This is a genomic window from Janibacter limosus, assembly GCF_004295485.1.
Lineage (GTDB): Bacteria > Actinomycetota > Actinomycetes > Actinomycetales > Dermatophilaceae > Janibacter > Janibacter limosus_A.
The window spans coordinates 758,745-778,962 of record NZ_CP036164.1 but is presented as its reverse complement, the minus strand read 5'-3'; the positions used below and the strand labels follow the sequence as shown (position 1 = coordinate 778,962).

Here is a 20,218-nt window from a genome sequence, read left to right as displayed (position 1 = left end):
TGAGCGAACCGGCAGCTGCGTCCCGGCACCAGCGGCACCACATGAGGGTGCCTCCCCACTGGGACTAGCAGCGAGGAGGCTGACATGCAGTCTGCCACCAGCACCACCCTGCCCGAAACCCCACTCAACGACGTCACGGCCGGCATCGATTGGGCCGTGGATGACCACGCCGCGTGCATCGTCGACGGCCGCGGCCGCGAAATAGCGCGCGTCATGGTCGAACACACCACGACCGGCCTGCGCGACCTGGTCATCTTCCTGGCCAAGCACGGCGTCGATGAGGTCGCCATCGAACGACCCGACGGGCCGATCATCGACGTCCTCCTCGAGGCCGAACTGACGGTGGTGGTGATCAGCCCCAACCAGGTCAAGAACCTGCGCGGCCGGTACGGCTCGGCCGGCAACAAGGACGACCGCTTCGACGCGTTCGTGCTCGCCGACACCCTGCGCACCGACCGGGCCCGGCTGCGCCGACTGGAGCCGGACACCCAGGCCACCACGGCGCTGCGCCGCGCCTGCCGCACCCGCAAGGACCTCGTGGCCCACCGGGTCGCCGCCGCCAACCAGCTGCGCGCCCACCTGAGCATCGTCTTCCCCGGCGCGGTGGGCCTGTTCGCCGACCTCGACTCCGAGATCAGCCTGGCCTTCATCGCCCGCTTCGATACCCAAGAGCGCGCCGACTGGCTCTCTCCCGCCCGGCTGGGCAAGTGGCTGGCCTCGGTCGGCTACAGCGGCCGCACCGACCCTGCCATGCTCCACGCCCACCTGACCCAGGCACCCAGGGGCCTGACCGGCCCGGCGGCCACCGCCGAGGCCGGCAGCACCCACGCGATGATCGCGCTGCTGACGACCCTGGTCGAGCAGATCAAGATCCTGGGCCGCCAGATCGGCGACCAGCTCGACGCCCACGCCGACGGGCACATCTTCACCAGCCTGCCCCGCTCCGGACGCGTACGCGCCGCCCGGCTGCTGGCCGAGATCGGCGACTGCCGCGCCAAGTACCCCACCCCCGAATCCCTGGCCTGCCTGGCCGGCGTCGCGCCCTCGACCCGACAATCCGGCAAGATGCGCGTCGTCGGCTTCCGCTGGGCCTGCGACAAGCAACTGCGCGACGCCGTCACCGACTTCGCCGGCGGCAGCCGACACGCCAACCTCTGGGCCGCCGACCTCTACGACCGGTCCCGAGCCCGCGGACACGATCACGCCCACGCCGTGCGCATCCTCGCCCGCGCCTGGCTCTACGTCATCTGGCACTGCTGGCAAGACAACGCTGCCTACGACCCCGACAAGCACCACGCGCTCCAACGCGTCCTGACCATCCGACGAGCCACCCAAAACCAGGCGGCTTGACACAGGGCTTCTCATCGCACTACCTCACCGATCGCTGCGGTCGCCTGCTGGAGGCGGCGGATCTGGGCCTCGCTGACGGCGAGGTCCCCGGTCACCTCGGTGTACCGGTCACGCTCGGACGCATAGAGCGCCTCGACCCGGTCGAGGAGGAGCGAGCGGGCCTTCTTGGCCATGTCGCGTACCGCCTGGTCGCCGAAGATCGCCTCGAGCACCTTCTGCGCCAGAGCCGTGGTGCCACCGGCGATGGCCACCTCCGGGGCGACGAGGACTCCCCCGGTGTGGGCGAAGGAGACGAGCATGAGGAAGAGGCCGATGCCGTTGATGCCGTAGGCGGCCACGCGCGCGTTGGTCCGGCGGTTGGCGCCCTCGGCGCGCACGATGTCGAGGACGTCGTCCTGCCAGTCACGCACCAGTCGCTCGACGGCCGGCTCGAGCTGGCTCGACGAGCGCCCGAGGCCAGGGTGCGCCTCGAGGACGACGGGCCCGGCCTCGGTGCCCCGCCAGGTGCGGGCGACCGTCGCCGCGGCCGTGTCGGCCTCGGAGATCAGCAGCGCGCTGACGCCCGTGTGCAGGGCCTCGTCGAGCTCGGCGGAGGGCGCGGGACCTCCGGACACCGCGGAGGTGACGCGGTCGCGGATCCGGGAGACCCCCTTCTCCACCTTGCGGAAGAACTCGCCGGTGCCGACGAACTCCTGCCAGCGGGCGAGGACCTCGCCCCGCAGCAGCTGGCCGTCCTGCATGCCGGCGGTGACGCCCTCCTCGGCCTTGTCGTAGGCGTCGTAGGCGGCCTGGGAGAGGCTGCTCGTCTGCTCGCGGTGCGACTGCGCGGCCTCGACGAGCCGCTGGGCGCGCCCGTCGAGCGAGCGCAGGGCCCCCTGGAGGGTCTGGCGGATGATGCTGGTCCTGGCGCGCTGGTCGCCGGCGAGCGCCGTCAGCCAGCCCCGCAGGCGCTCGATGTCGGCCTCGGGGATGAGCCCCTCGGCGTCGAGCTGCGTCTCGGGGACGGTGAAGACGGGGGCGGTCTCGAGGTGCTGCTCACGCAGCATCTCGATCAGGTGGGTGCGGACCTCGGCCATGGCCGGGCGGTCGACGCGGTCGAGCACGAGCGCGACGGCGGTCCCCCGGTCGGCGGCCTGACGCAGCAGGCTCCACGGGATCGCGTCGGCGTACCGCGCCGCAGTGGTGACGAAGAGCCACAGGTCGGCGGCCGAGAGGAGCTGGGCCGCCAGCTCGCGGTTGGCCGAGACGACGGAGTCGATGTCGGGGGCGTCGAGGATCGCCATGCCGGGCGGCAGGGTCGGCGACGGGGCCAGGCGCACGGTGCCGGGCTGCGGCTCGCCGCGGTCGTCACCGGTGACCCGGCCGAGCGAAGGGAGGATCCTCGCGTCGCGGAACCAGCGCTCGTCGTCGGGGTGGTGGATGAGCACTGGGCTGGTGGTCGTCGGTCGCAGGACGCCGGACCGGCTCACCTCGCGGCGCAGGATCGAGTTGACGAGCGTCGACTTGCCCGAGCCGGTCGACCCCCCGACGACCGCGAGCAGCGGGGCGTCGATCGAGGACAACCGCGGGATGACGTAGTCGTCGAGCTGGTCGAGCAGCGCTTGGCGCTCGACCCACGCCTGCTGGGTGCTCGGCAGGTCCAGCGTCAACCGGCTCCGGTCGACCTCGTCACGCAACGCCGAGATCCTCGCCAGGAGGTCGGCGTCCACACCACTGTCCCGCGCGATCTCACCCATGCGCACACCTTAACCAGCAACAGGCCTGCGGCAGCGTGCAAAACGGGAGCGCCCCCGGTTGGATTCGAACCAACGACCTAGGGATTAGAAGGCCCTTGCTCTGTCCACCTGAGCTACGGAGGCTCGCCCCGCGCGGCACTGGTGACCAAGCGGGGCGGGTTCAGTGTAGTGACCGTCCTGACCTGCCATGATCGAGACCATGTCCGTCCGTGTGATCGTGCGCGAGGCCGGGGTGAGCGACTCCCCCACCGACCTCGCTCTTCTCGACGACGGCGAGCGGGCCCGGGCCGAGCGCAAGAGGCAGGCCACCCCCTTCGTCACCGGCCACGCCCTCGTGCGGCGCGTCCTCGGGGAGCTGCTCGATCGCGACCCCGCCACGCTGGTCTTCGAGCGGCGGTGCACCACGTGCGACAGCGTCAAGCACGGCAAGCCGCACCTCGTCGACACGCCCGGGTGGCACTTCTCCCTCTCGTACACCCCTGATGTCGCGGTCGTCGCCGTGGCGCAGGGTGTGGAGGTCGGCGTCGACGTCGAGGACCTCACCGACGCCGACTTCGAGGGCTTCGCCGGGGCGACCCTGGCCCGCGACGAGGCTCCCGGGTTCGCCGACCTCACCGGCCACGACCTGCTGGTCGCGCGCGCCCGGGTGTGGGCGCGCAAGGAGGCGGTCCTCAAGGCGACCGGCCACGGCCTCGTCGTCGACCCGTCGGAGGTCCTCGTCTCCGGACCGCTCGAGCCCCCCGCGCTCGTCGACTGGCGAGCCGACGAGCCCCGGCCGTCGGCGATCTCGATCGCCGACGTGGCGCTGCCTGCCGGGGACCACCGCGCCGCCGTGGCGGCACTGACCGCGGAGCCGCTCGAGGTCGTCGTCGGCCCCTCCGTGCGCTAGACGGCTCCGGCGAACTCGCGGCGGCGGGCCGTCATCGAGTCCAGCAGCACCCGCTCGCGCTCCAGGGACACGGGCTCGGCCACGTGGCTCAGCTGCCGGTAGCGCAGCAGCGCCAGCTCTGACGCGCAGTCCTGGAAGCTGCGCATGGACCGCACCCCCTGCGGACCCCGGTGGTACTTCGCCCACCGACGCGCGGCACGGCGCGCCTTCATCGACGCGAGCATCCCGACCTCGTCGGCGGAGAGCCAGCCGGTGTCGACGTAGGCCACGAGGTGCTGGCCGATCACGCGGGCCTCGCGCCTGCGGGTCCAGACGACGAAGCACAGGAAGCTGACGAAGGCGATGAAGCCCACCCCGAGCCCGGTGATCAGGCCGGGCAGTCCGTTGGAGGCGCTGAGGTTCCACAGGCCGTGCACGAGCACGGCGGCGCACCAGCCGAGCACGGGCGCGACGAACTTGACGGGCATGGACCGCGAGACCGCAGCCATCCCGACGCCGATGCCGGTCATGCTGGTGAACATCGGGTGGAGGAAAGGAGTGACCAGCCCTCGCAGGACGAAGGTCCAGCCGAACCCGGCGACCCCCTGCTGCATGGCCGCGCCCGCGAAGTACTGGATGTTCTCGGTGAAGGCGAACCCGGCAGCCACGATGCCTGCGTAGACGATGCCGTCGGTGAGTCCGTTGAACTCGCGTCGCATGAGCAACCACATGACGAGGAGGAAGGCGCCCTTGGTCGTCTCCTCGACGAGGGGTGCGGAGATGACAGCGGTGAGCACGTCCTGGTTGTCGGCACCGAAGAGCGCGCCCAGGAGCGTCCCGAAGATCAGGTTGCCGACGATGGCCAGGAGGGTCGACCCCAGCGCTCCGTAGAGGAAGGCGGTGAGCAGGTAGCGCCAGGGTTCGGCCTCGAAGCGGTCGAGCCACAGGAAGATCGGCACGACGAGCGTCAGCGGGATGAGGGCGGCCAGGAGGCTGACGAGCGTCAGCACGATGCCGAAGGCAGCTCCGTAGTACAGCGTGAAGATCAGGAGCAAGACCAAGGACGCCACGGTCACGATGCCGGCGAGCAGCCAGGTGCGCAGGGTCGGGCGCGGAGTCGGGTTGGTGTGGGCGCGCTCGGTGACGTAGTGCGCCGTGTACTGCTGCTGCTGCAGCCAGGCTTGATGCTGGGCCTGCTGCTGGGCGAAGGCCTGGTTGGCGTTGTGCTGGGCTGCGGCCTGGGCCGCCGCCTGCTGCTGGGCCTCGTAGGCCCGCTGCTGGGCCAGCACCTTCCGCCGCGAGTCGGTCCGCGCCTCCTGCTCCGCGAGAGCGATCGAGCGGCTGGCCGTGCGGTACCACTCGGGCTCCTCCGGAGCACCCCGTCGCAGCACCCGACGCGTGAGGGTGTCCTCTGATGCCCCGCCCGTGCGCGGAGGGGCCGGGGACCGGCCGGGAGGCGGGGGTGTGGTCGCTGCCGTCCGCGCACCGGGAGGCGGCGGGGGCGGGCCAGCCTGCCCCGGGGGCGGCGGCGGTCCCACGGGAACCGGCGGCTGACCGGGTGGCGGGGGTGGCGGAGTCGAGCTCATGGCGTCACGCTAACCGAGCCCACCGTCGCTGTCCGTGGGTAGGACTCCCCAGTGACGAGGGCTACGTGGGCCGGGTCGGTATGGTGACGCGCGTGACTTCTTCGACTTCGTCCGAACGCATCGTCTGGATCGACTGCGAGATGACCGGGCTCTCCCTCGAGCACGACGCGCTCATCGAGGTCGCCGTCCTCATCACCGACTACGAGCTCAACCAGCTCGACGAGGGCATCGACATCATCATCCGGCCGCCGGAGGCCGCGCTGGCGCAGATGAACGACTTCGTGCGCGACATGCACACCACGTCCGGCCTGCTCGACGTCCTCGCGGAGGGCACCTCCCTGCAGGAGGCCGAGGACGCAGCCCTGGCCCACATCAAGGAGTACGTGCCCGAGGCGGGCAAGGCGCCCATCGGTGGCAACACGATCGCCACGGACCGCGCCTTCCTCGCCCGGGACATGGTCGCCCTCGAGAGCCACCTCCACTACCGGATGATCGACGTCTCGTCGATCAAGGAGCTCTCGCGTCGGTGGTACCCGCGGGCCTACTTCGCCTCGCCGGACAAGAAGGGCGGCCACCGGGCGCTCGCCGACATCACCGAGTCGATCGCCGAGCTGCGCTACTACCGCGAGGCCGTCTTCCGTCCCCAGCCGGGGCTGGAGAGCGCCGAGCTGAAGCAGATCGCCAGCAAGTACCAGGTCGGCTGATCCACGCCTGCTCGTCGCAGGCTGAGCCCGAGCACGACGAAGGCCCCCCGGCGAACCGGGGGGCCTTCGACATCGGGGTGAGTAACGGGACTTGAACCCGCGGCCCTCGCCACCACAAGGCGATGCTCTACCAGCTGAGCTATACCCACCATGTGCCCTCAACTTCGGGCAGCGGGGACCATCGTACCTGAGCGGCGGGCTTGCTCGTGACCACCCCCTCCCACCCTGCCGTCGTGTCATCAGGCACGATGGTCCGGTGACCACCACACACCGGACTCCTGCCCCCTTCGTCCGTCTGGCGAGCGCGATCCTTGCTCTCGCAGCGCTGCTCGTCGCCATGGTCGTGACGGCCTCCCCCGCGTCGGCCCACGCCCGACTCGAGGCGTCGAGCCCCAAGGACGGGTCGACGCTCACGGCGACGCCGCCCGAGGTGATGCTGCAGTTCAACGAGCAGATCAAGGAGGGCCTCAACCAGATCTCGGTCAAGAGCGGCTCGACCGACGCGACAGAGGGCAAGCCCGAGGTGGACGGCAACACGGTCTACCAGCCCCTGAAGTCCTCGCTCGCCGCCGGCGACTACACCGTGAGCTACAAGGTGGTCAGCGCCGACGGGCACCCGATCAGCGGGACGTTGAGCTTCACCTACACACCGCCCACCGGTGACGAGGGCGCCGTCGACACGCCGACCTCGTCGGCCCCGGGCACGAGCGGCTCGAGCACCGCGCCGTCCGCGAGCAGCCCGGGCAGCGCCACGTCGTCGGCCCCGGGCTCGACGACCGCACCGCCGAGCAGCTCCTCGTCGGCGCCGGCCTCCTCCGCGACCAGTGCGACCGACGGCGAGACCCAGCCGACCGCGCCCGCCAGCACCAGCAGCTCCTCCTCCAGCGCCGCAGCCCCGACGGACGGCGATGAGGGCTCCAGCAACGACGAGGGCCTGCCGACGTGGGTCTGGATCGCCGGGCTGGGCGTGCTGCTCGTCCTCCTGGCCGCCGCCGGGCTGATCGCCCGCGGCCGCGGCCGCGGCAGCAATGACGAGGACATCGACCTCGACGAGTGGCGCGGCTGACAGGCGCCTGCCCCTCACGACGAAGGGCCCCACCGCGATGCGGTGGGGCCCTTCGTGAGCTGTGCGCCAACAGGGACTTGAACCCCGAACCCGCTGATTAAGAGTCAGCTGCTCTGCCAATTGAGCTATTGGCGCGCGAGGAGAAACATTAGCAGCAGCCAGCGCGCAGAACGAAATCGGTGCCAGATGGCGGTTCTGCCGGCCTCCACCACGTGACGAAGGGGGGTCCCGCCGACCGGCGGGACCCCCCTTCGCTGCTGTCGTGGTGCGTCACCAGGAACGCTTGGCGCGCTGGCGCTCCCACTTCTTCTGCTTACGGTTGGCCGAGACGATCTTCAGCACGACGAGCCCGACGACGGCCGCCGCGGCGATCGCCACCCGGTCCATGCGCAGCTCGCCCGACTCGGTCCGGGTCGCTTGGGTGAAGGAGACCTTGGCCTGCTCCTTCTTCCGGGCGATGACGTTCTTGGGCGCCGCGCGGACGCTCAGCTCGTCGATCGTCTGGGCGAGCCGGTCACGGGTCGTGACGATGTCGTTCTCGAGCTTGGTCATGCTCGGGTTGTCATTGCTCACGTGGTGGTTCCGTCCTTACTCGATGCCGAGGTCACGGCGGACACGGGCCACGTGGCCCGTCGCCTTGACGTTGTACTGGGCGTGGGTGACCACACCATCTTGTCCGACGACGATCGTAGAGCGGATGACGCCCTGCACGACCTTGCCGTACAACTTCTTTTCACCATATGCGCCCCAGGCGGTCATCACCGACTTGTCCGCATCGGAGAGCAACGTGATGGTCAGCCCGTCGCGCTCGCGGAAGGTGGCGAGCTTCGCCGGCGCGTCCGGTGAGATGCCGACGACCTCGGTGTCGGCCGCACGCAGCGCCTCGAGCGACTCGCTGAAGTCGCAGGCCTGCTTGGTGCACCCCGGCGTCATGGCCGCCGGGTAGAAGTAGACGATCACCCGCTTGCCGCGGAAGTCGCTCAGCGAGACCTGCTCACCGGTGTCGTCGGGAAGGGTGAAGTCCGGGGCCGGGTCGCCCGGGGTGAGTCGCTCGCCCATGTCGCCTCGCTCTCTGTGCCTGCACACACGTGCAATATGGTCGGTGGACGCGCCCCAAACTATCCCAGCGCGTACGGCCGTGAAGGAGACACATGCACGTCCCCGATGGATTCCTCGACGCCCCGACCTCGATGGCCACGGCGGTCGTGGCCGTCGCGGGGGTCGCGCTGGCGTTGCGTCGCAGCCGCAGCGACCTCGACGACCGCGTCGCTCCCCTGGCAGGCCTCGTCGCGACCTTCGTCTTCGCCGCGCAGATGCTCAACTTCCCCGTGGCCACCGGGACCTCCGGCCACCTCCTCGGGGGCGCCCTGGCCGCGGTCCTCGTCGGCCCGTGGACCGCCACCTTGTGCATGACCGTGGTCCTGCTCGTGCAGGCGCTGGTCTTCGCCGACGGGGGCCTGACGGCCCTAGGCACCAATGTCACCCTCATGGCCCTGATCGGCGTCTGGGTCGGCTGGCTGGTCTTCGCCCTCGCCCGGCGGGTCCTCCCTTCGCGCCCTGCCTCGGTCCCGGCGGCGGCGGCCACGGCGGCAGTGCTGTCGGTCCCGGTCACCGCTGCGGCCTTCGCGGGGCTCTTCCTCGTCGGCGGGAGCGCCCCCGTACCGGCCGGAACCCTCTTCGGCGCCATGATCACCTGGCACGCCCTCATCGGGATCGGCGAGGCAGTCATCACCTACCTCGTCGTCTCCGCAGTGATGTCGGTGCGCCCGGACCTCGTCCACGGTGCACGGCACCTGGCCACCGGCAGGTCGACCTCCGCCGACCGTGAGGTGGTGGCACCGTGAAGCAGCGCGTGTCCACCCGCACCCTCGTCCTCGTCGGCCTGGCCATCTGCCTGCTGCTCGCTGCCGTCGTGAGCTTCTGGGCGTCCGGCCACCCCGACGGGCTCGAGCACGTCGCCGAGACCCTCGGCTTCGCCGACTCGGCCGGGGAGCACGGCAGTGACGGGTCCCCCTTCGCCGACTACGAGACGTTGGGGGTCGACAGCGGCTTCGTCTCCGGCGGGGTGGCCGGCATCGTCGGCGTCCTGCTCACCGGCGCCCTCATGTGGCTCGTGCTGCGCCTCGTCGTCCGCCGCCGCGACTGAGGTGGCCGGCTCCCACCGCCACGCGCTGGCCCATCACGGCAGCTCATGGCTGCAGGCCATGCCCGCGCACCTGAAGATCCTTGCCACGTTGCTCTTCGTCATCGCCGTCGTCGCGACCCCACGCGAGGCGATCTGGGCCTTCGGGGTGCACGCCCTGCTGCTGCTCGGTGTGGTGCTCACCAGCCGGGTCCCGCTGCGGCACCTCGCGCCTCGCCTGCTCATCGAGGTGCCCTTCGTCGTCTTCGCGGTGCTCATGCCCTTCGTCGCGACGGGACCACGGGTGGACGTGGGGCCGCTGACACTCTCCGAGGCGGGGTTGTGGGGCGCGTGGAACCTGCTGGCCAAGGGCACGCTCGGCGTCGGGGCGTCACTGCTGCTGGCTGCCACCACGCAGCCTGCCGAGATCGTCACCGGGCTGGCCCGGCTGAGGCTGCCCGGTCAGCTCGTGCTCATCCTCGGCTTCATGGTCCGCTACGCCGACGTCATCAGCGGGCAGCTGCAGGCAATGCGCGTAGCTCGCGAGTCGAGGGGCTTCCGCGGCGGTGGGCTCAGGTCGTGGCCGGTGCTCGCGAGCACGGCCGGGGCGCTCTTCATCCGCTCCTACGAGCGCGGCGAGCGGGTGCACCTGGCGATGCTCTCGCGGGGACACGACGGGCGCACGCACGTCGAGCCGATCGCCGTCGCCCCGCGCACCTGGCTCACCGCGATGACCCTGCCACTGGCTGCGGCCCTCGTCCTCGTGGCTGCGATGGTGTCCCGGTGAGCACCCCAGTCATCGAGCTGCGCGGCCTGCAGCACACCTACCCCGACGGGCACCTCGCGCTCGCCGGAGTCGACCTGCACATCCACCCCGGCGAGAGGGTGGCCCTGCTCGGGCCCAACGGGGCGGGCAAGACGACCCTCGTGCTGCACCTCAACGGGATCCTCGTGCCGACATCGGGATCGGTGGCGGTCTCGGGGCTGCCGGTCGTGCGCGAGCACCTGCTCGACGTCCGCCGGCGGGTGGGCATCGTCTTCCAGGACCCCGACGACCAGCTCTTCATGACGACCGTGGCGCAGGACGTGGCCTTCGGCCCGCGCAACCTCGGCCTGTCGCCGGCCGAGGTGGACCAGCGGGTGGCCGATGCCCTCGATGCCGTCGGGATGGGCGACGTGGCCGACCGGGCTCCGCACCACCTGAGCTTCGGGCAGAAGCGGCGGGTCGCCGTCGCCACCGTCCTGGCGATGCGGCCCGAGATCCTCGTGCTCGACGAGCCGAGCAGCAACCTCGACCCGGCGTCTCGTCGTGAGCTCGCGGAGATCGTCGACGGCCTGGACATCACCGTGCTGATGGTGACGCACGACCTGCCCTATGCGCTGCAGCTGTGCGAGCGGTCGGTCGTCCTCTCGGACGGCCAGGTGGTGACCGACGCCGCGACCGCGGACGTGCTGGCCGACGAGGCGCTGATGCGTCAGCACCGGCTCGAGCTGCCCTACGGGTTCGACCCGCGGTCGGTGCCGGGGCGCACGCGCCGCTGAGCTGCGTCAGTCGGTGACACCGACCAGCACGGGCTCCAGCACGATCTCGCTCCGCACGCTCTGCGCGATGAAGCACTCCCGGTGGGCAATCTCGACGAGTCGCTCGACCTTGGCTCGCGGCGCCGGGTTGCCGAGGGTGATCTGCGGGCGCAGGACGATCCGGGTGACCCACATCGGTCGCTCACCCTCGGGCATCTCCCCCACCGCCTCGTCGCGGTAGTCGACGATGTCGAGTCGGGCGCGAGCGGCAACCGCGAGGAAGGAGAGCATCTGGCAGCTGCTGGCCGCGGCCACCAGGAGCTGCTCCGGGTTGGGCAACCGAGCGTCGCCGAGGAAGGCCGCATCGCTGCTCGCGAGCACTGACGCGGAGGCCATCGTCAGCTCGTGCTCGCGGGAGTAGTCGTCGTAACCGGTGGCGGTCGACCCGGCCCACGCGACGGACGTCGTGAAGGTGTGCGCGCTCATCCGCCTAGACTGCCTGACCGAGCCGAAGTGGCGGAATTGGCAGACGCGCGTGGTTTAGGTCCACGTGCCCGTAAGGGTGTGCGGGTTCAAGTCCCGCCTTCGGCACCAACCCCTGAGTCGCATCTCCTTAAGGTCGTGCGGCTGACGGCGCATCTCCTTGAGGTCGTGCGACTGCGGGGGCGCATCTCCTTGAGGTCGTGCGGCTGACTGGGCGCATCTCCTTAAGGTCGTGCGACTGCGGGGCCGCATCTCCTTGAGGTCGTGCGACCGCCTGGGCGCATCTCCTTAAGGTCGTGCGGTGCTCAGGTGCTCGCGCAGGAGCGGGACCATCGCGCGGAAGGCGCGGCCGCGGTGACTGATCGCGTTCTTCTCCACGTCGCTGTACTGCGCGAGGGTGCGGGTGCCACCGTCCGGGACGAAGATCGGGTCGTATCCAAAGCCGTTGTCCCCCAAGGGCTCCCGCACGATCACGCCGGGGACCTCCCCTTCGCTCGTGACGGTCGTGCCGCCCGGGATCGCCAGGACGGCCGCGCAACGGAAGACCGCGCGGCGGTGCTCGTCGCGGACGTCCGCGAGCTGGTCGAGGAGCAGCTGGAGGTTGCGGCGGTCCTTCTCGGCGCGTGGCAGGTCCTCCCCCGCGTGCAGCCCGGACCACCGGGCGGAGAAGATCCCCGGGCTGCCGCCGAGGACCTCGACGGCCAGGCCCGAGTCGTCCGCGAGCGCCGGGAGCGAGGTGTGCATCGCGACGTGCTCGGCCTTGAGCCGGGCGTTGCCAGCGAAGGTCACTGAAGTCTCAGGGATCTCACCGACCTCCGGGAAGGCCGCCATCGAGACGATCTCGAGGCCCAGCTCGGCCTCGGCACCAAGGGCTTCCGCGAGGATCTGCTGGAGTTCCTTCACCTTGTGCTCGTTGTGCGTCGCGAGGACGACCCGCCGGGTCACAGCACGCGCTCCCGCGGGGTCTCCGCGAGCGCCTCCTGCTGCCTGACCGTGAGGTCGGCGCAGCCGGTGGTCGCGAGGTCGAGCAGCTGACCCAGCAGGTCGCGGTCGAAGGGAGCGCCCTCGGCCGTGCCCTGCACCTCGATGAACTCGCCGGTGCCGGTCATGACGACATTCATGTCGGTCTCCGCCGTGGAGTCCTCGGGGTAGTCGAGGTCGCAGACCGCACGTCCACCGACGACGCCGACCGAGACCGCGGCCAGCGAACCGGTGAGGGGCTTGGCGCCCGGGGCGATCAGCCCCCGCTTGCGGGCGTCCTCGACGGCGTCGACGAGCGCGACATAGGCACCCGTGATCGCTGCGGTGCGGGTACCACCGTCGGCCTGGAGGACGTCGCAGTCGAGGACGATCGTGTTCTCCCCGAGGGCCTTGGTGTCGATGACCGCGCGCAGGCTGCGGCCGATCAGCCGGGAGATCTCGTGGGTGCGGCCACCGACCTTGCCCTTGCGGGAGTCGCGACCGCTGCGGGTGTTGGTGCTGCGCGGCAGCATCTCGTACTCGGCCGTGACCCAGCCGGTCCCCTGCCCCTTGAGCCACCGCGGCACGCCGGACTCGAAGGACGCGGCGACGAGCACGCGGGTGCGACCGAACTCGACGAGCACCGAGCCCTCCGCGTGGTCGAGCCAGTTGCGGGTGATCCGCACCTCGCGCAGCTGCTCGGGGGTGCGTCCGTCGTGGCGGGGGGTGGTGTCAGTCATGGGCTCAGGCTAACGATCGGCGATGATGGCGACGTGGGCGCTCCCTTCGATCACTTCCTGCTGACGCGCTTCAGCGCGGTGATGGCACCCGATGCCGCCCCCGCCAGCGAGGACTGGCTCTACTACCGCCTCGGCTTCTTCGTCGACGCAGCCCTCCCGTCGGTGCTCTCCCAGCGCGGCGGTCAGGGCTTCGAGTGGCTCGTCCTGCTCGACGACCGCTGCTCCACGGGCTTCCGGGAGGAGATCGAGGAGCTCGCCGCAGGCGCCTTCACCCCGATCTGGACCCACGAGACCTTCCGTCGCGACAGCTTCGCCGAGCACGTCGCTGCCCGCAGCCACACCCCCTTCGTCATCACGACACGGATGGACAGCGACGACGCGATCGCGGTGGACTTCATGGCCTCCGTCCAGGAGCAGTTCGCCGAGCAGTCCCGGCTCTTCGTCGACTTCCCACGGGGGGTCCAGATCGAGCGCAGCGGCGCCGTCCACCGCGTCGATGTGCTCTCCAGCCCCTTCCTCTCGCTCGTCGAGGCCCGCCGGGACGGCGAGCCGCCGGCGACGGTCTACGTCACCAAGCACGCCCGCGCACGCGGGCACGCCCGGCTGCGCGAGGTCGCTGCCCCGCCGATGTGGGCCCAGGTCCTCCACGGGAGCAACGTGTCCAACATCGTCAACGGCGTGCGCGTCCATCCCAGGGTGGTCGGCGAGCGGTTCGAGATCGACCTGGGGTACGACGCGTCCCCGTCGCGCGCCGCCCTCGCTCGCGGCCGGGCCCGGCAGCTCGGACGGCTGGCCTCGCTGTGGGCCGCCCACCCCGGTGAGCTGAGCAAGGCCGCAGAGGCCAGGTGGTGGACCCTGCGGGGCACGCACGAGCGTCCGCAGGAGAGCGGGGCGCCGACGCTCACCGACCGGGTGCAGGACTGGGAGCAGGAGACCCGCCGACGCCTGCGCGACACGCGGTGGTCGATGCAGCGGTGGGCCAACGAGCGCCTGCCCGTCCGCGAGGGACTCCTCGTCGGCGACCTCGACGACGTCCTCGGCCGGGACCGGGTCGTGGTGCTGGCCGAGTGGTCCGCCGGCGCAGCGGTCCGGCCCGACGCGCTGCGAGCAGCCCGCGCGTGGGCCGACGCGGGCTTCGGCGTCCTCGTGGTGGCCGCGAGGGACCCGTGGGTCCGGCTCCGGTCGACCGACGTCCCGGCCGGCGTGGCCGTGGTCCGCCGGGGCAACACGGCCTACGACTTCGGCTCCTGGGCGCACGCACTGCGCTCGTGGCCACGACTCGCGCACAAGGACCTCGTCGTCCTCACCAACGACTCCCTCATCGGGCCGCTCGCACCGCTGGACGAGCTGCTCGGTCGACTGAGCGCCGGCACCACGGACGTCTGGGGGGCGACGGCCAACCGGTGGCCGGCCGACCACCTGCAGAGCTACCTGCTGGGCTTCCGCGGAGGCGTGCTGTCGCGAGACCCATTGGCCACCTTCTGGGACGACGTGACGGCTCTGGAGTCCAAGAGCGCCGTCGTGCGCACCTACGAGGTGGGGCTGACCGAGGCCGTCGACCGCGGCGGCCTGTCCCGCGAGGCCGGGTGGAGCCACGCCGAGCTTGGCGTCCCGGACACGGTCGACCTGACGCTCCACGGGTGGCACGAGCTGCTCGAGGCAGGCTTCCCCTTCGTCAAGCGGGTCCTGACGACCGGGCGCCAGTTCGCCCAGCAGCGGCCCGCCGTCGAACAGGCCGTCATGGAGGCCAGCGCGGACGCCGGCCGGCGCTCCGGCTGACGGCACCACCGTCTACCCTCACCGACGTGGACCAGCACAGCGAGATCACCCTGCCCGACGGCGGCACCACCGCCCTGCACGTCGCCCGGGCCGACGGGCCGACCCCCTTCGTCCTCGTGCTGCCCGCCATGGGCGTGCCGGCGGGCTACTACGGGCCCTTCGTCGACGAGCTCGCGCGCCACGGGGTGACGGCGGGCGTCGCCGACTACCCGGGCCAGGGTGGGGCACATCCGCTCGCCGGTCGCGGTCGGGACCTCGGCTACACGGAGCTGGCCCACGAGTGGCTGCCGGCCGTCGTGGGGTCCGTGCGCGAAGGGCACGACGGCCCGGTCGTCGCGCTCGGCCACTCCCTCGGTGGCCACGTCCTCGCCGCTCACCTGGCGGGCGACCAGCCGGCCGTCGACGCCGTCGTGCTCATCGGGTCGGGGAGCACCCACTGGCGGTCCCAGCACGGGCTCAAGACGCTGACCCAGACCCAGCTCATCGGGACGCTCTCGCGCGTCCTGGGGTACTGGCCGGGCGCGCGGTTCGGCTTCGGCGGCACCCAGCCGATGACGCTCATGCGGGAGTGGGCGGCCTTCGCCCGCACCGGTCGGCTGGCTCCTCGTGGCCAGGACGTGGCGACCGGCCTGCGTGCTCGACGGCTCCCGATGCTCGTCGTCGACCTCGACAACGACACCCTTGCTCCCCCGGCCGCCGTCGACGCGCTCGTCGCGCTCTTCGCCAGCGCCGACGTGGAGAGGTTCACCTTCACCAAGGCCGCGGGCGACCCCGGCAAGCCGGTCAACCACTACTCCTTCGCCCGGTCCCCCGAGATCATCGGCGAGCGCATCGCACGTTGGGTGCTCGATCGGGTCAGGATCGCCCCAGGTCCTGCGTGATCCGCTGACCGTCCGGTCCGACGTCGACCCGGGCCGGAGCGCCCAGCACGAGCGGCATCATCGGCTGCTGGTGGCCGAAGTCGACGTCGAGCACGACCGGCACGTCGAGGTCTCCGAGGGCGTCGCGCACCGCGTCGTGCTGGGTGAGGGTGGGGGCGTCCGGTGCGGGCGTACGGCCGACGAGCACTCCTGAGCACCGGTCGAACCACCCCGCGAGCCGCATCCCGTGCAGGTCCCGCGCGATCTCGAAGGCATTGCCCTCCGCGGCCTCGAGCAGGACGATCGGCGGCTGCGACTGCTCGGCGGCCCACGCGGGCACGGCGGCGAAGGGGGTGCCGACCAGCGGCGAGAGCACCTCGATGCACCCACCGACGAGCGGGCCGGCGAAGGAAGCCGTCCCGCCCCCGAGGAGCGACCAGCGGGTCGGGTCCGTGAGCGTGAGCTCGTCGACCTGCGGGTCGGCGACGTAGTCGTCCCAGCCCTCCGCACGCCGGTGCGTCGCAGCGGTCTGGGTGAGCTCACCCCCTTCGCTCATGGCGACGTCGAGCCAGTGGAGCAGGCCGGACGCGGGCGCATAGGGCGTGTCCATGAGGTTCTGCCCGTGGAGCGTCGCCCACCCGGAGCGCAGGGTCAGCGGCAGCATCGTGGTCGTGATGTCGGAGAAGCCCACGTACCAGCAGGGCTCGCACTCGGCGAGCAGGTCGAAGTCGAGGTACGGCAGCACGTCGATGCCGGTCTCGCCACCCCACGGCGGCACGACTGCGGCGATGTCCGGGTCGACGAGCAGGGCCATCAGCTCGTCGGCGCGGGCCTCCCGCGAGGCACTGACATGGTGGTCGGCGTCGTCACGCAGGCAGACCCCCTCGAGCACCTCGAAGCCGCGACGCCGCAGGTACGCGATCGCGGCGTCGAGGCGGGGCCAGAGTGCTTGGGCGACAACGCTGCTCGGTGCGGTGATGGCGATCGTGTCACCGGGACGAAGGGGGGCGGGCAGTCGCGCGTCCATGGGGCCAGCCAACCAGCCGGGGGGTGCCCGCGTCGACCCGGTTAACCTCGGCATCGTGACTCGACCCGCCATCTGCTTCGACCTCGACGGTACGCTCGTCGACTCCCTCCCCGACATCATCGGCAGCATCGCCGCCTCCCTGGTGGAGCACGGCCTGGCCGACCCGGGCGACGCCCCGATCCGGAGCCTGGTCGGTCTGCCTCTCGAAGACATGTTCACCGAGCTGGCGCCGGGCAGCGACGTCTCAGCCCTCAGCGGGTCCTACCGACGCATCTACCCCACGCGGTTCACCCAGAGCTCACATGTCTTCGGCGACACGGTCGAGGTGCTCGAGTCGCTGCGGGCCAAGGGGTACCTGCTGGCGGTGACGACGACGAAGCGCACCCCGATAGCCCGCGACCTCGTGGCAGCCCTCGGGCTGACTGACCACCTCGACCTCGTCCAGGGCACTGATGACTTCCCCGCCAAGCCGTCGCCGGAGGTCATCCACCGGGCCCTCGCGGAGCTCGGCGCCCAAGGGACCTGGATGGTCGGCGACACGACCCATGACATCAAGGCCGGGAGGGCAGCCGACCTGTCGACCTACGCCGTCTGTCGGCCGGGTGCCACCCACGACCGCGAGCGGCTCGTGACGGCCTCCCCCCACCACCTGGAGGAGAGCCTGCTCCCGCTGCTCGACCTCGTCTGACCTCTCCTCAGGGCGTGTCGGACTGCAGTTCAGGGTCCGGCCCCTCCAGATCGTTGATTCCTCGTCGGCGGGCAGGCGAACTGCAGTACGACACGCGCCCCACGACCGGCTCGACGCCGTCACCACTCCGAGCACGACAGATTCCGCCAGCGGCGGGAGGCTCACACCTCGTAGGTCGTGTCCGGACGGGCCAGCTCGACCTCACCGGGCCAGACCTCGGCCGCCTGCGCCCGGCAAACCTCCGGGTCGTTCCATGCCGGGATGTGCGTGAGCATCAGGCGCCCGACCCCGCCGGCAGCCAGCGCGGCCTCTGCAGCACGTCGCCCCGTGAGGTGGACACCGCGCACCTCGTCACGCCCCTCGACGAAGGCCGAGTCGGCGAGCACGAGGTCGGCGCCGGCGAAGAGCGGACCGAGGGCGTCGCAGGCATCGGTGTCGCCGCTGTAGGCGAGGACCGAGCCGTCGGCCTCGACCCGGAACCCGTAGGCCTCCACAGGGTGGTCGACGAGGAAGGTGCGCACGACGAAGGGGCCGATGTGCGTCGGCACGCTCGTGGAGATCCGGCGGAAGTCGAGGACGCCGGTCATCCCCCCTTCGTCGATCCCCTCGTAGGCCGCCGCGAGGCGCTCCCCGGCCCCGGCCGGGGCGTAGACCGGGAGCCGCTCGGTGAGTGCGCCCTGAGGTCGGTAGGTGCGGGTGACGTACAGACCGGTCAGGTCGATGCAGTGGTCGGGGTGCAGGTGGCTGATCAGGACCGCGTCGATGTCGGCGAGGTCGATGTGTCGCTGCAGCGCGCCGAGCGCGCCGTTGCCCAGGTCGACGACGAGGCGCCAGGTACGGCCCTCGTGCTCGGCGGTCACGAGGTAGCACGAGGCGGGTGAGTCCGGTCCTGCGAAGGAGCCGGAACAACCGACGACGGTGAGCCTCAACGCTCTTCTCCCAAGGTGGCGAAGACATCCGCGACCTCGGGTCCGAGGAAGCGGCGGGCCAGCGACCGGAAGAGCTCCGGGTCTCCCGTGGTCGTGAACCCGTGGGTGGGGTCCGGGAGGGTCTCGGGGCGCAGCAGGTCGAGGTCCGCAAGGACACGGTAGACGTCCTTGGCGGTCTCCTCGGCCGATGAGACGAGCGTGACACCTTCGCCCATGACGTAGGAGAGCGCGCCGGTGAGCAGCGGGTAGTGGGTGCACCCGAGCACGAGAGTGTCCACCTCCGCCTGCCGAAGGGGGGCGAGGTAGCCCCGCGCGACCTCGAGCACCTCCGGGCCGGACGTCGTCCCGGCCTCGACGAGCTCCACGAACCGCGGGCAGGGCTGGGAGATGACCTGGGTCTGCGGGGCGGCCGCGAAGGCGTCCAGGTAGGCCCGTGAGCGGTGCGTACCCGTCGTCGAGATCACGCCGACGCGGTGGTTGCGGGTGGCCAGGACGGCCCGGCGCACGGCCGGCCGGATGACCTCGACGACCGGCACGTCGTAGCGCTCGCGCGCGTCGTGGAGCACCGCCGCACTGGCCGTGTTGCAGGCGATGACGAGGAGCTTGACACCGTGGTCGACAAGGCGGTCCAGGCACTCGAGCGCGTACGCACGAGTCTGCGCGATCGGTCTGGGGCCGTAGGGCGCTCGCGCCGTGTCGCCGAGATAGGCGACGGACTCGTGGGGCAGCTGGTCGAGCACGGCGCGGGCGACGGTCAGGCCGCCGAGCCCTGAGTCGAAGATGCCGATCGGCTGGTCCGCTGCCGGCGCGCTCACTCGTCGTCCCCGACGAGTGCCTGGGTCAGCGACTCCTGCAGCCGGGTGAGGAAGTCGTAGATGCTCAGCGCGAAGACCGCGGGGTCGTCCGCGTCGAGGGTCTCGATGAGCTCCTCGAGCCGGGTCGCGTCCTCGTCTGTGCGCAGCCCGAGCCGCTCACCCATGACGAGCCGGATGTCGGTGAGCGCGACGAGCACGGCCGGGGCCTGCGTCCGCGTGACGACCCACCGGTCGTCGCTGGCCGCTTCGAGGGTGCGCACGGTCGTCGCCAGCCCCTGGTGCTTGCGCTGGCGCAGTCCCTGCTCGGTGAAGCGGCGGAACTCCGCCGCCTCCTGCTCGTCCTCGCGGTTGCCGGTCGGGAAGAGCCGGTCAAGCGCCGGGTCGCGGTCGTGGTCGAGGCCGAAGGCCCGGTCGGGCACCTCGAGGCCCGCCGCGCCCTCCTCGGTGTCCGTCGCGAGGTCACCCAGCCCGGCCACGATCGCCTCGAAGGGGTCGGCGTGCTCCCCCTTCGTCGTGGTGCTGGCGGGAGCGACCAAGTCCATGACCTGCAGGCACAGCCCGACCACGACGGCTCGCTCGTCCTCGTCCATGGTCGCGACGAGCTCCTCGCCGTCGGCGGTGAAGGCGTGCGCCATCAGACGTCCTTCTGGAAGGTCGCCCACAGGCCGTAGCCCTGCAACGCCTCGGTGTCGGCTTCCATCTGCTCCTTGGGCCCGTGCGCCACGACGGCGCGCCCCTTGAGGTGGACGTCCATCATCAGTCTTTCGGCGTGCTGCTTGGGATAGCCGAAGTGCGTCTGGAAGACCCAGGTCACGTAGGACATGAGGTTGACCGGGTCGTTCCACACCAAGGTGATCCACGGGGTGTCGACGGCCTCGACGACGTCGGGCTCGCTCGTCTGCTGCTCGGCTGGGGCGATGGACACGCCCTCCACCCTAGAGTGGCCAGCGTGACGATCCGACCCAGCACTGCGCTGCTCACCGA

The 20,218-nt window shown here is 71.3% G+C and carries 23 protein-coding genes and 4 tRNA genes; 12 read left to right on the top strand and 15 right to left on the bottom strand.

Annotation, left to right across the window (positions count from 1 at the left end):
* The first annotated feature begins 84 nt into the window (after window positions 1-84).
* Entirely contained in the window at window positions 85-1,350 is a 1,266-nt protein-coding gene (locus EXU32_RS03795) for an IS110 family transposase (protein WP_130628700.1), read from the top strand.
* Window positions 1,351-1,361: 11 nt separating this feature from the next.
* On the opposite strand, the gene EXU32_RS03790 is transcribed toward EXU32_RS03795, so the two are convergent.
* Together EXU32_RS03790 and EXU32_RS03785 are read right to left on the bottom strand one after the other, a co-directional pair.
* Window positions 1,362-3,086: a dynamin family protein gene (locus tag EXU32_RS03790; protein WP_130628699.1), complete on the bottom strand. Its 1,725-nt coding sequence runs from the start codon at window positions 3,084-3,086 to the stop codon at window positions 1,362-1,364.
* 49 nt (window positions 3,087-3,135) lie between these two features.
* Window positions 3,136-3,209, bottom strand: a tRNA-Arg gene (locus EXU32_RS03785).
* Between the two features lie 76 nt (window positions 3,210-3,285).
* On the opposite strand from EXU32_RS03785, the gene EXU32_RS03780 reads away from it, so the two are divergent.
* Window positions 3,286-3,975 carry a 4'-phosphopantetheinyl transferase family protein gene (locus EXU32_RS03780; RefSeq protein ID WP_165399566.1) on the top strand — a complete coding sequence of 230 codons (690 nt, stop codon included), beginning with the start codon at window positions 3,286-3,288 and terminating at the stop codon, window positions 3,973-3,975.
* On the opposite strand, the gene EXU32_RS03775 is transcribed toward EXU32_RS03780, so the two are convergent.
* Window positions 3,972-5,345, bottom strand: a complete 1,374-nt coding sequence (locus tag EXU32_RS03775; RefSeq protein WP_130628697.1) for a PrsW family intramembrane metalloprotease — start codon at window positions 5,343-5,345, stop codon at window positions 3,972-3,974. The two genes, EXU32_RS03780 and EXU32_RS03775, sit on opposite strands and share 4 nt — an antisense overlap.
* Before the next feature lie 275 nt (window positions 5,346-5,620).
* On the opposite strand from EXU32_RS03775, the gene orn reads away from it, so the two are divergent.
* The gene (gene orn, locus EXU32_RS03770) at window positions 5,621-6,244 is read left to right on the top strand and encodes an oligoribonuclease (RefSeq protein ID WP_130631035.1); all 624 of its coding nucleotides are present in this window, start codon (window positions 5,621-5,623) and stop codon (window positions 6,242-6,244) included.
* Window positions 6,245-6,320: 76 nt separating this feature from the next.
* Here the strand turns inward: orn and EXU32_RS03765 are convergent.
* A tRNA-His gene (locus tag EXU32_RS03765) sits at window positions 6,321-6,393 on the bottom strand.
* 107 nt (window positions 6,394-6,500) lie between these two features.
* On the opposite strand from EXU32_RS03765, the gene EXU32_RS03760 reads away from it, so the two are divergent.
* Complete coding sequence (locus EXU32_RS03760) at window positions 6,501-7,310, top strand: copper resistance CopC family protein (RefSeq protein ID WP_130628696.1); 810 nt, start codon at window positions 6,501-6,503, stop codon at window positions 7,308-7,310.
* 62 nt (window positions 7,311-7,372) lie between these two features.
* Here EXU32_RS03760 and EXU32_RS03755 read toward each other — a convergent pair.
* From EXU32_RS03755 to bcp, 3 genes are all read right to left on the bottom strand, one after another.
* Window positions 7,373-7,445, bottom strand: a tRNA-Lys gene (locus tag EXU32_RS03755).
* 135 nt (window positions 7,446-7,580) lie between these two features.
* Window positions 7,581-7,883, bottom strand: coding sequence for a DUF3618 domain-containing protein (locus EXU32_RS03750; protein WP_207233872.1), 303 nt, complete (start codon window positions 7,881-7,883; stop codon window positions 7,581-7,583).
* A gap of 15 nt (window positions 7,884-7,898) precedes the next feature.
* Entirely contained in the window at window positions 7,899-8,369 is a 471-nt protein-coding gene (gene bcp / locus EXU32_RS03745; RefSeq protein ID WP_130628695.1) for a thioredoxin-dependent thiol peroxidase, read from the bottom strand.
* A 92-nt stretch (window positions 8,370-8,461) separates the two neighbouring features.
* On the opposite strand from bcp, the gene EXU32_RS03740 reads away from it, so the two are divergent.
* The 4 genes from EXU32_RS03740 to EXU32_RS03730 are packed head-to-tail and all read left to right on the top strand — an operon-like array spanning window position 8,462 to window position 10,974.
* The gene (locus EXU32_RS03740; protein ID WP_165399565.1) at window positions 8,462-9,154 is read left to right on the top strand and encodes an energy-coupling factor ABC transporter permease; all 693 of its coding nucleotides are present in this window, start codon (window positions 8,462-8,464) and stop codon (window positions 9,152-9,154) included.
* Window positions 9,151-9,456 (top strand): PDGLE domain-containing protein, encoded by a 306-nt coding sequence (locus tag EXU32_RS17115; protein WP_165399564.1) that lies wholly within the window; start codon window positions 9,151-9,153, stop codon window positions 9,454-9,456. Before EXU32_RS03740 ends, EXU32_RS17115 begins: the two co-directional genes overlap by 4 nt.
* Window positions 9,457-9,514: 58 nt before the next feature.
* The gene (gene cbiQ, locus EXU32_RS03735) at window positions 9,515-10,219 is read left to right on the top strand and encodes a cobalt ECF transporter T component CbiQ (protein ID WP_242612872.1); all 705 of its coding nucleotides are present in this window, start codon (window positions 9,515-9,517) and stop codon (window positions 10,217-10,219) included.
* Window positions 10,216-10,974, top strand: coding sequence for an energy-coupling factor ABC transporter ATP-binding protein (locus EXU32_RS03730; protein WP_130628693.1), 759 nt, complete (start codon window positions 10,216-10,218; stop codon window positions 10,972-10,974). The genes cbiQ and EXU32_RS03730 overlap by 4 nt, the downstream gene beginning before the upstream one ends.
* Window positions 10,975-10,980: 6 nt before the next feature.
* Here the strand turns inward: EXU32_RS03730 and EXU32_RS03725 are convergent, their stop codons facing one another.
* Window positions 10,981-11,439, bottom strand: coding sequence for an OsmC family protein (locus tag EXU32_RS03725; protein ID WP_130628692.1), 459 nt, complete (start codon window positions 11,437-11,439; stop codon window positions 10,981-10,983).
* A gap of 21 nt (window positions 11,440-11,460) precedes the next feature.
* On the opposite strand from EXU32_RS03725, the gene EXU32_RS03720 reads away from it, so the two are divergent.
* Window positions 11,461-11,547, top strand: a tRNA-Leu gene (locus tag EXU32_RS03720).
* Between the two features lie 177 nt (window positions 11,548-11,724).
* Here the strand turns inward: EXU32_RS03720 and rdgB are convergent.
* Both rdgB and rph read right to left on the bottom strand, forming a co-directional pair.
* Window positions 11,725-12,381, bottom strand: a complete 657-nt coding sequence (rdgB, locus tag EXU32_RS03715) for an RdgB/HAM1 family non-canonical purine NTP pyrophosphatase (protein ID WP_130628691.1) — start codon at window positions 12,379-12,381, stop codon at window positions 11,725-11,727.
* Window positions 12,378-13,136 carry a ribonuclease PH gene (gene rph / locus EXU32_RS03710; RefSeq protein WP_130628690.1) on the bottom strand — a complete coding sequence of 253 codons (759 nt, stop codon included), beginning with the start codon at window positions 13,134-13,136 and terminating at the stop codon, window positions 12,378-12,380. Before rph ends, rdgB begins: the two co-directional genes overlap by 4 nt.
* 33 nt (window positions 13,137-13,169) lie before the next feature.
* On the opposite strand from rph, the gene EXU32_RS03705 reads away from it, so the two are divergent.
* The gene (locus EXU32_RS03705; protein WP_130628689.1) at window positions 13,170-14,915 is read left to right on the top strand and encodes a glycosyltransferase; all 1,746 of its coding nucleotides are present in this window, start codon (window positions 13,170-13,172) and stop codon (window positions 14,913-14,915) included.
* 26 nt (window positions 14,916-14,941) lie between these two features.
* Window positions 14,942-15,796 (top strand): alpha/beta hydrolase family protein, encoded by an 855-nt coding sequence (locus tag EXU32_RS03700; RefSeq protein ID WP_130628688.1) that lies wholly within the window; start codon window positions 14,942-14,944, stop codon window positions 15,794-15,796.
* On the opposite strand, the gene EXU32_RS03695 is transcribed toward EXU32_RS03700, so the two are convergent.
* Window positions 15,771-16,802, bottom strand: a complete 1,032-nt coding sequence (locus EXU32_RS03695) for a S66 family peptidase (protein ID WP_130628687.1) — start codon at window positions 16,800-16,802, stop codon at window positions 15,771-15,773. The genes EXU32_RS03700 and EXU32_RS03695 overlap by 26 nt on opposite strands.
* Window positions 16,803-16,857: 55 nt before the next feature.
* On the opposite strand from EXU32_RS03695, the gene EXU32_RS03690 reads away from it, so the two are divergent.
* Complete coding sequence (locus EXU32_RS03690; RefSeq protein ID WP_207233871.1) at window positions 16,858-17,490, top strand: HAD family hydrolase; 633 nt, start codon at window positions 16,858-16,860, stop codon at window positions 17,488-17,490.
* A 161-nt stretch (window positions 17,491-17,651) separates the two neighbouring features.
* Here EXU32_RS03690 and EXU32_RS03685 read toward each other — a convergent pair whose 3' ends face one another.
* The 4 genes from EXU32_RS03685 to clpS are packed head-to-tail and all read right to left on the bottom strand — an operon-like array spanning window position 17,652 to window position 20,159.
* Window positions 17,652-18,419: an MBL fold metallo-hydrolase gene (locus tag EXU32_RS03685; RefSeq protein WP_130628685.1), complete on the bottom strand. Its 768-nt coding sequence runs from the start codon at window positions 18,417-18,419 to the stop codon at window positions 17,652-17,654.
* Complete coding sequence (murI, locus tag EXU32_RS03680; RefSeq protein ID WP_130628684.1) at window positions 18,416-19,234, bottom strand: glutamate racemase; 819 nt, start codon at window positions 19,232-19,234, stop codon at window positions 18,416-18,418. Before murI ends, EXU32_RS03685 begins: the two co-directional genes overlap by 4 nt.
* Window positions 19,231-19,869 (bottom strand): DUF2017 family protein, encoded by a 639-nt coding sequence (locus EXU32_RS03675; RefSeq protein ID WP_130628683.1) that lies wholly within the window; start codon window positions 19,867-19,869, stop codon window positions 19,231-19,233. Before EXU32_RS03675 ends, murI begins: the two co-directional genes overlap by 4 nt.
* Entirely contained in the window at window positions 19,869-20,159 is a 291-nt protein-coding gene (clpS, locus tag EXU32_RS03670) for an ATP-dependent Clp protease adapter ClpS (protein WP_130628682.1), read from the bottom strand. The genes EXU32_RS03675 and clpS overlap by 1 nt, the downstream gene beginning before the upstream one ends.
* Between the last annotated feature and the right edge of the window lie 59 nt (window positions 20,160-20,218).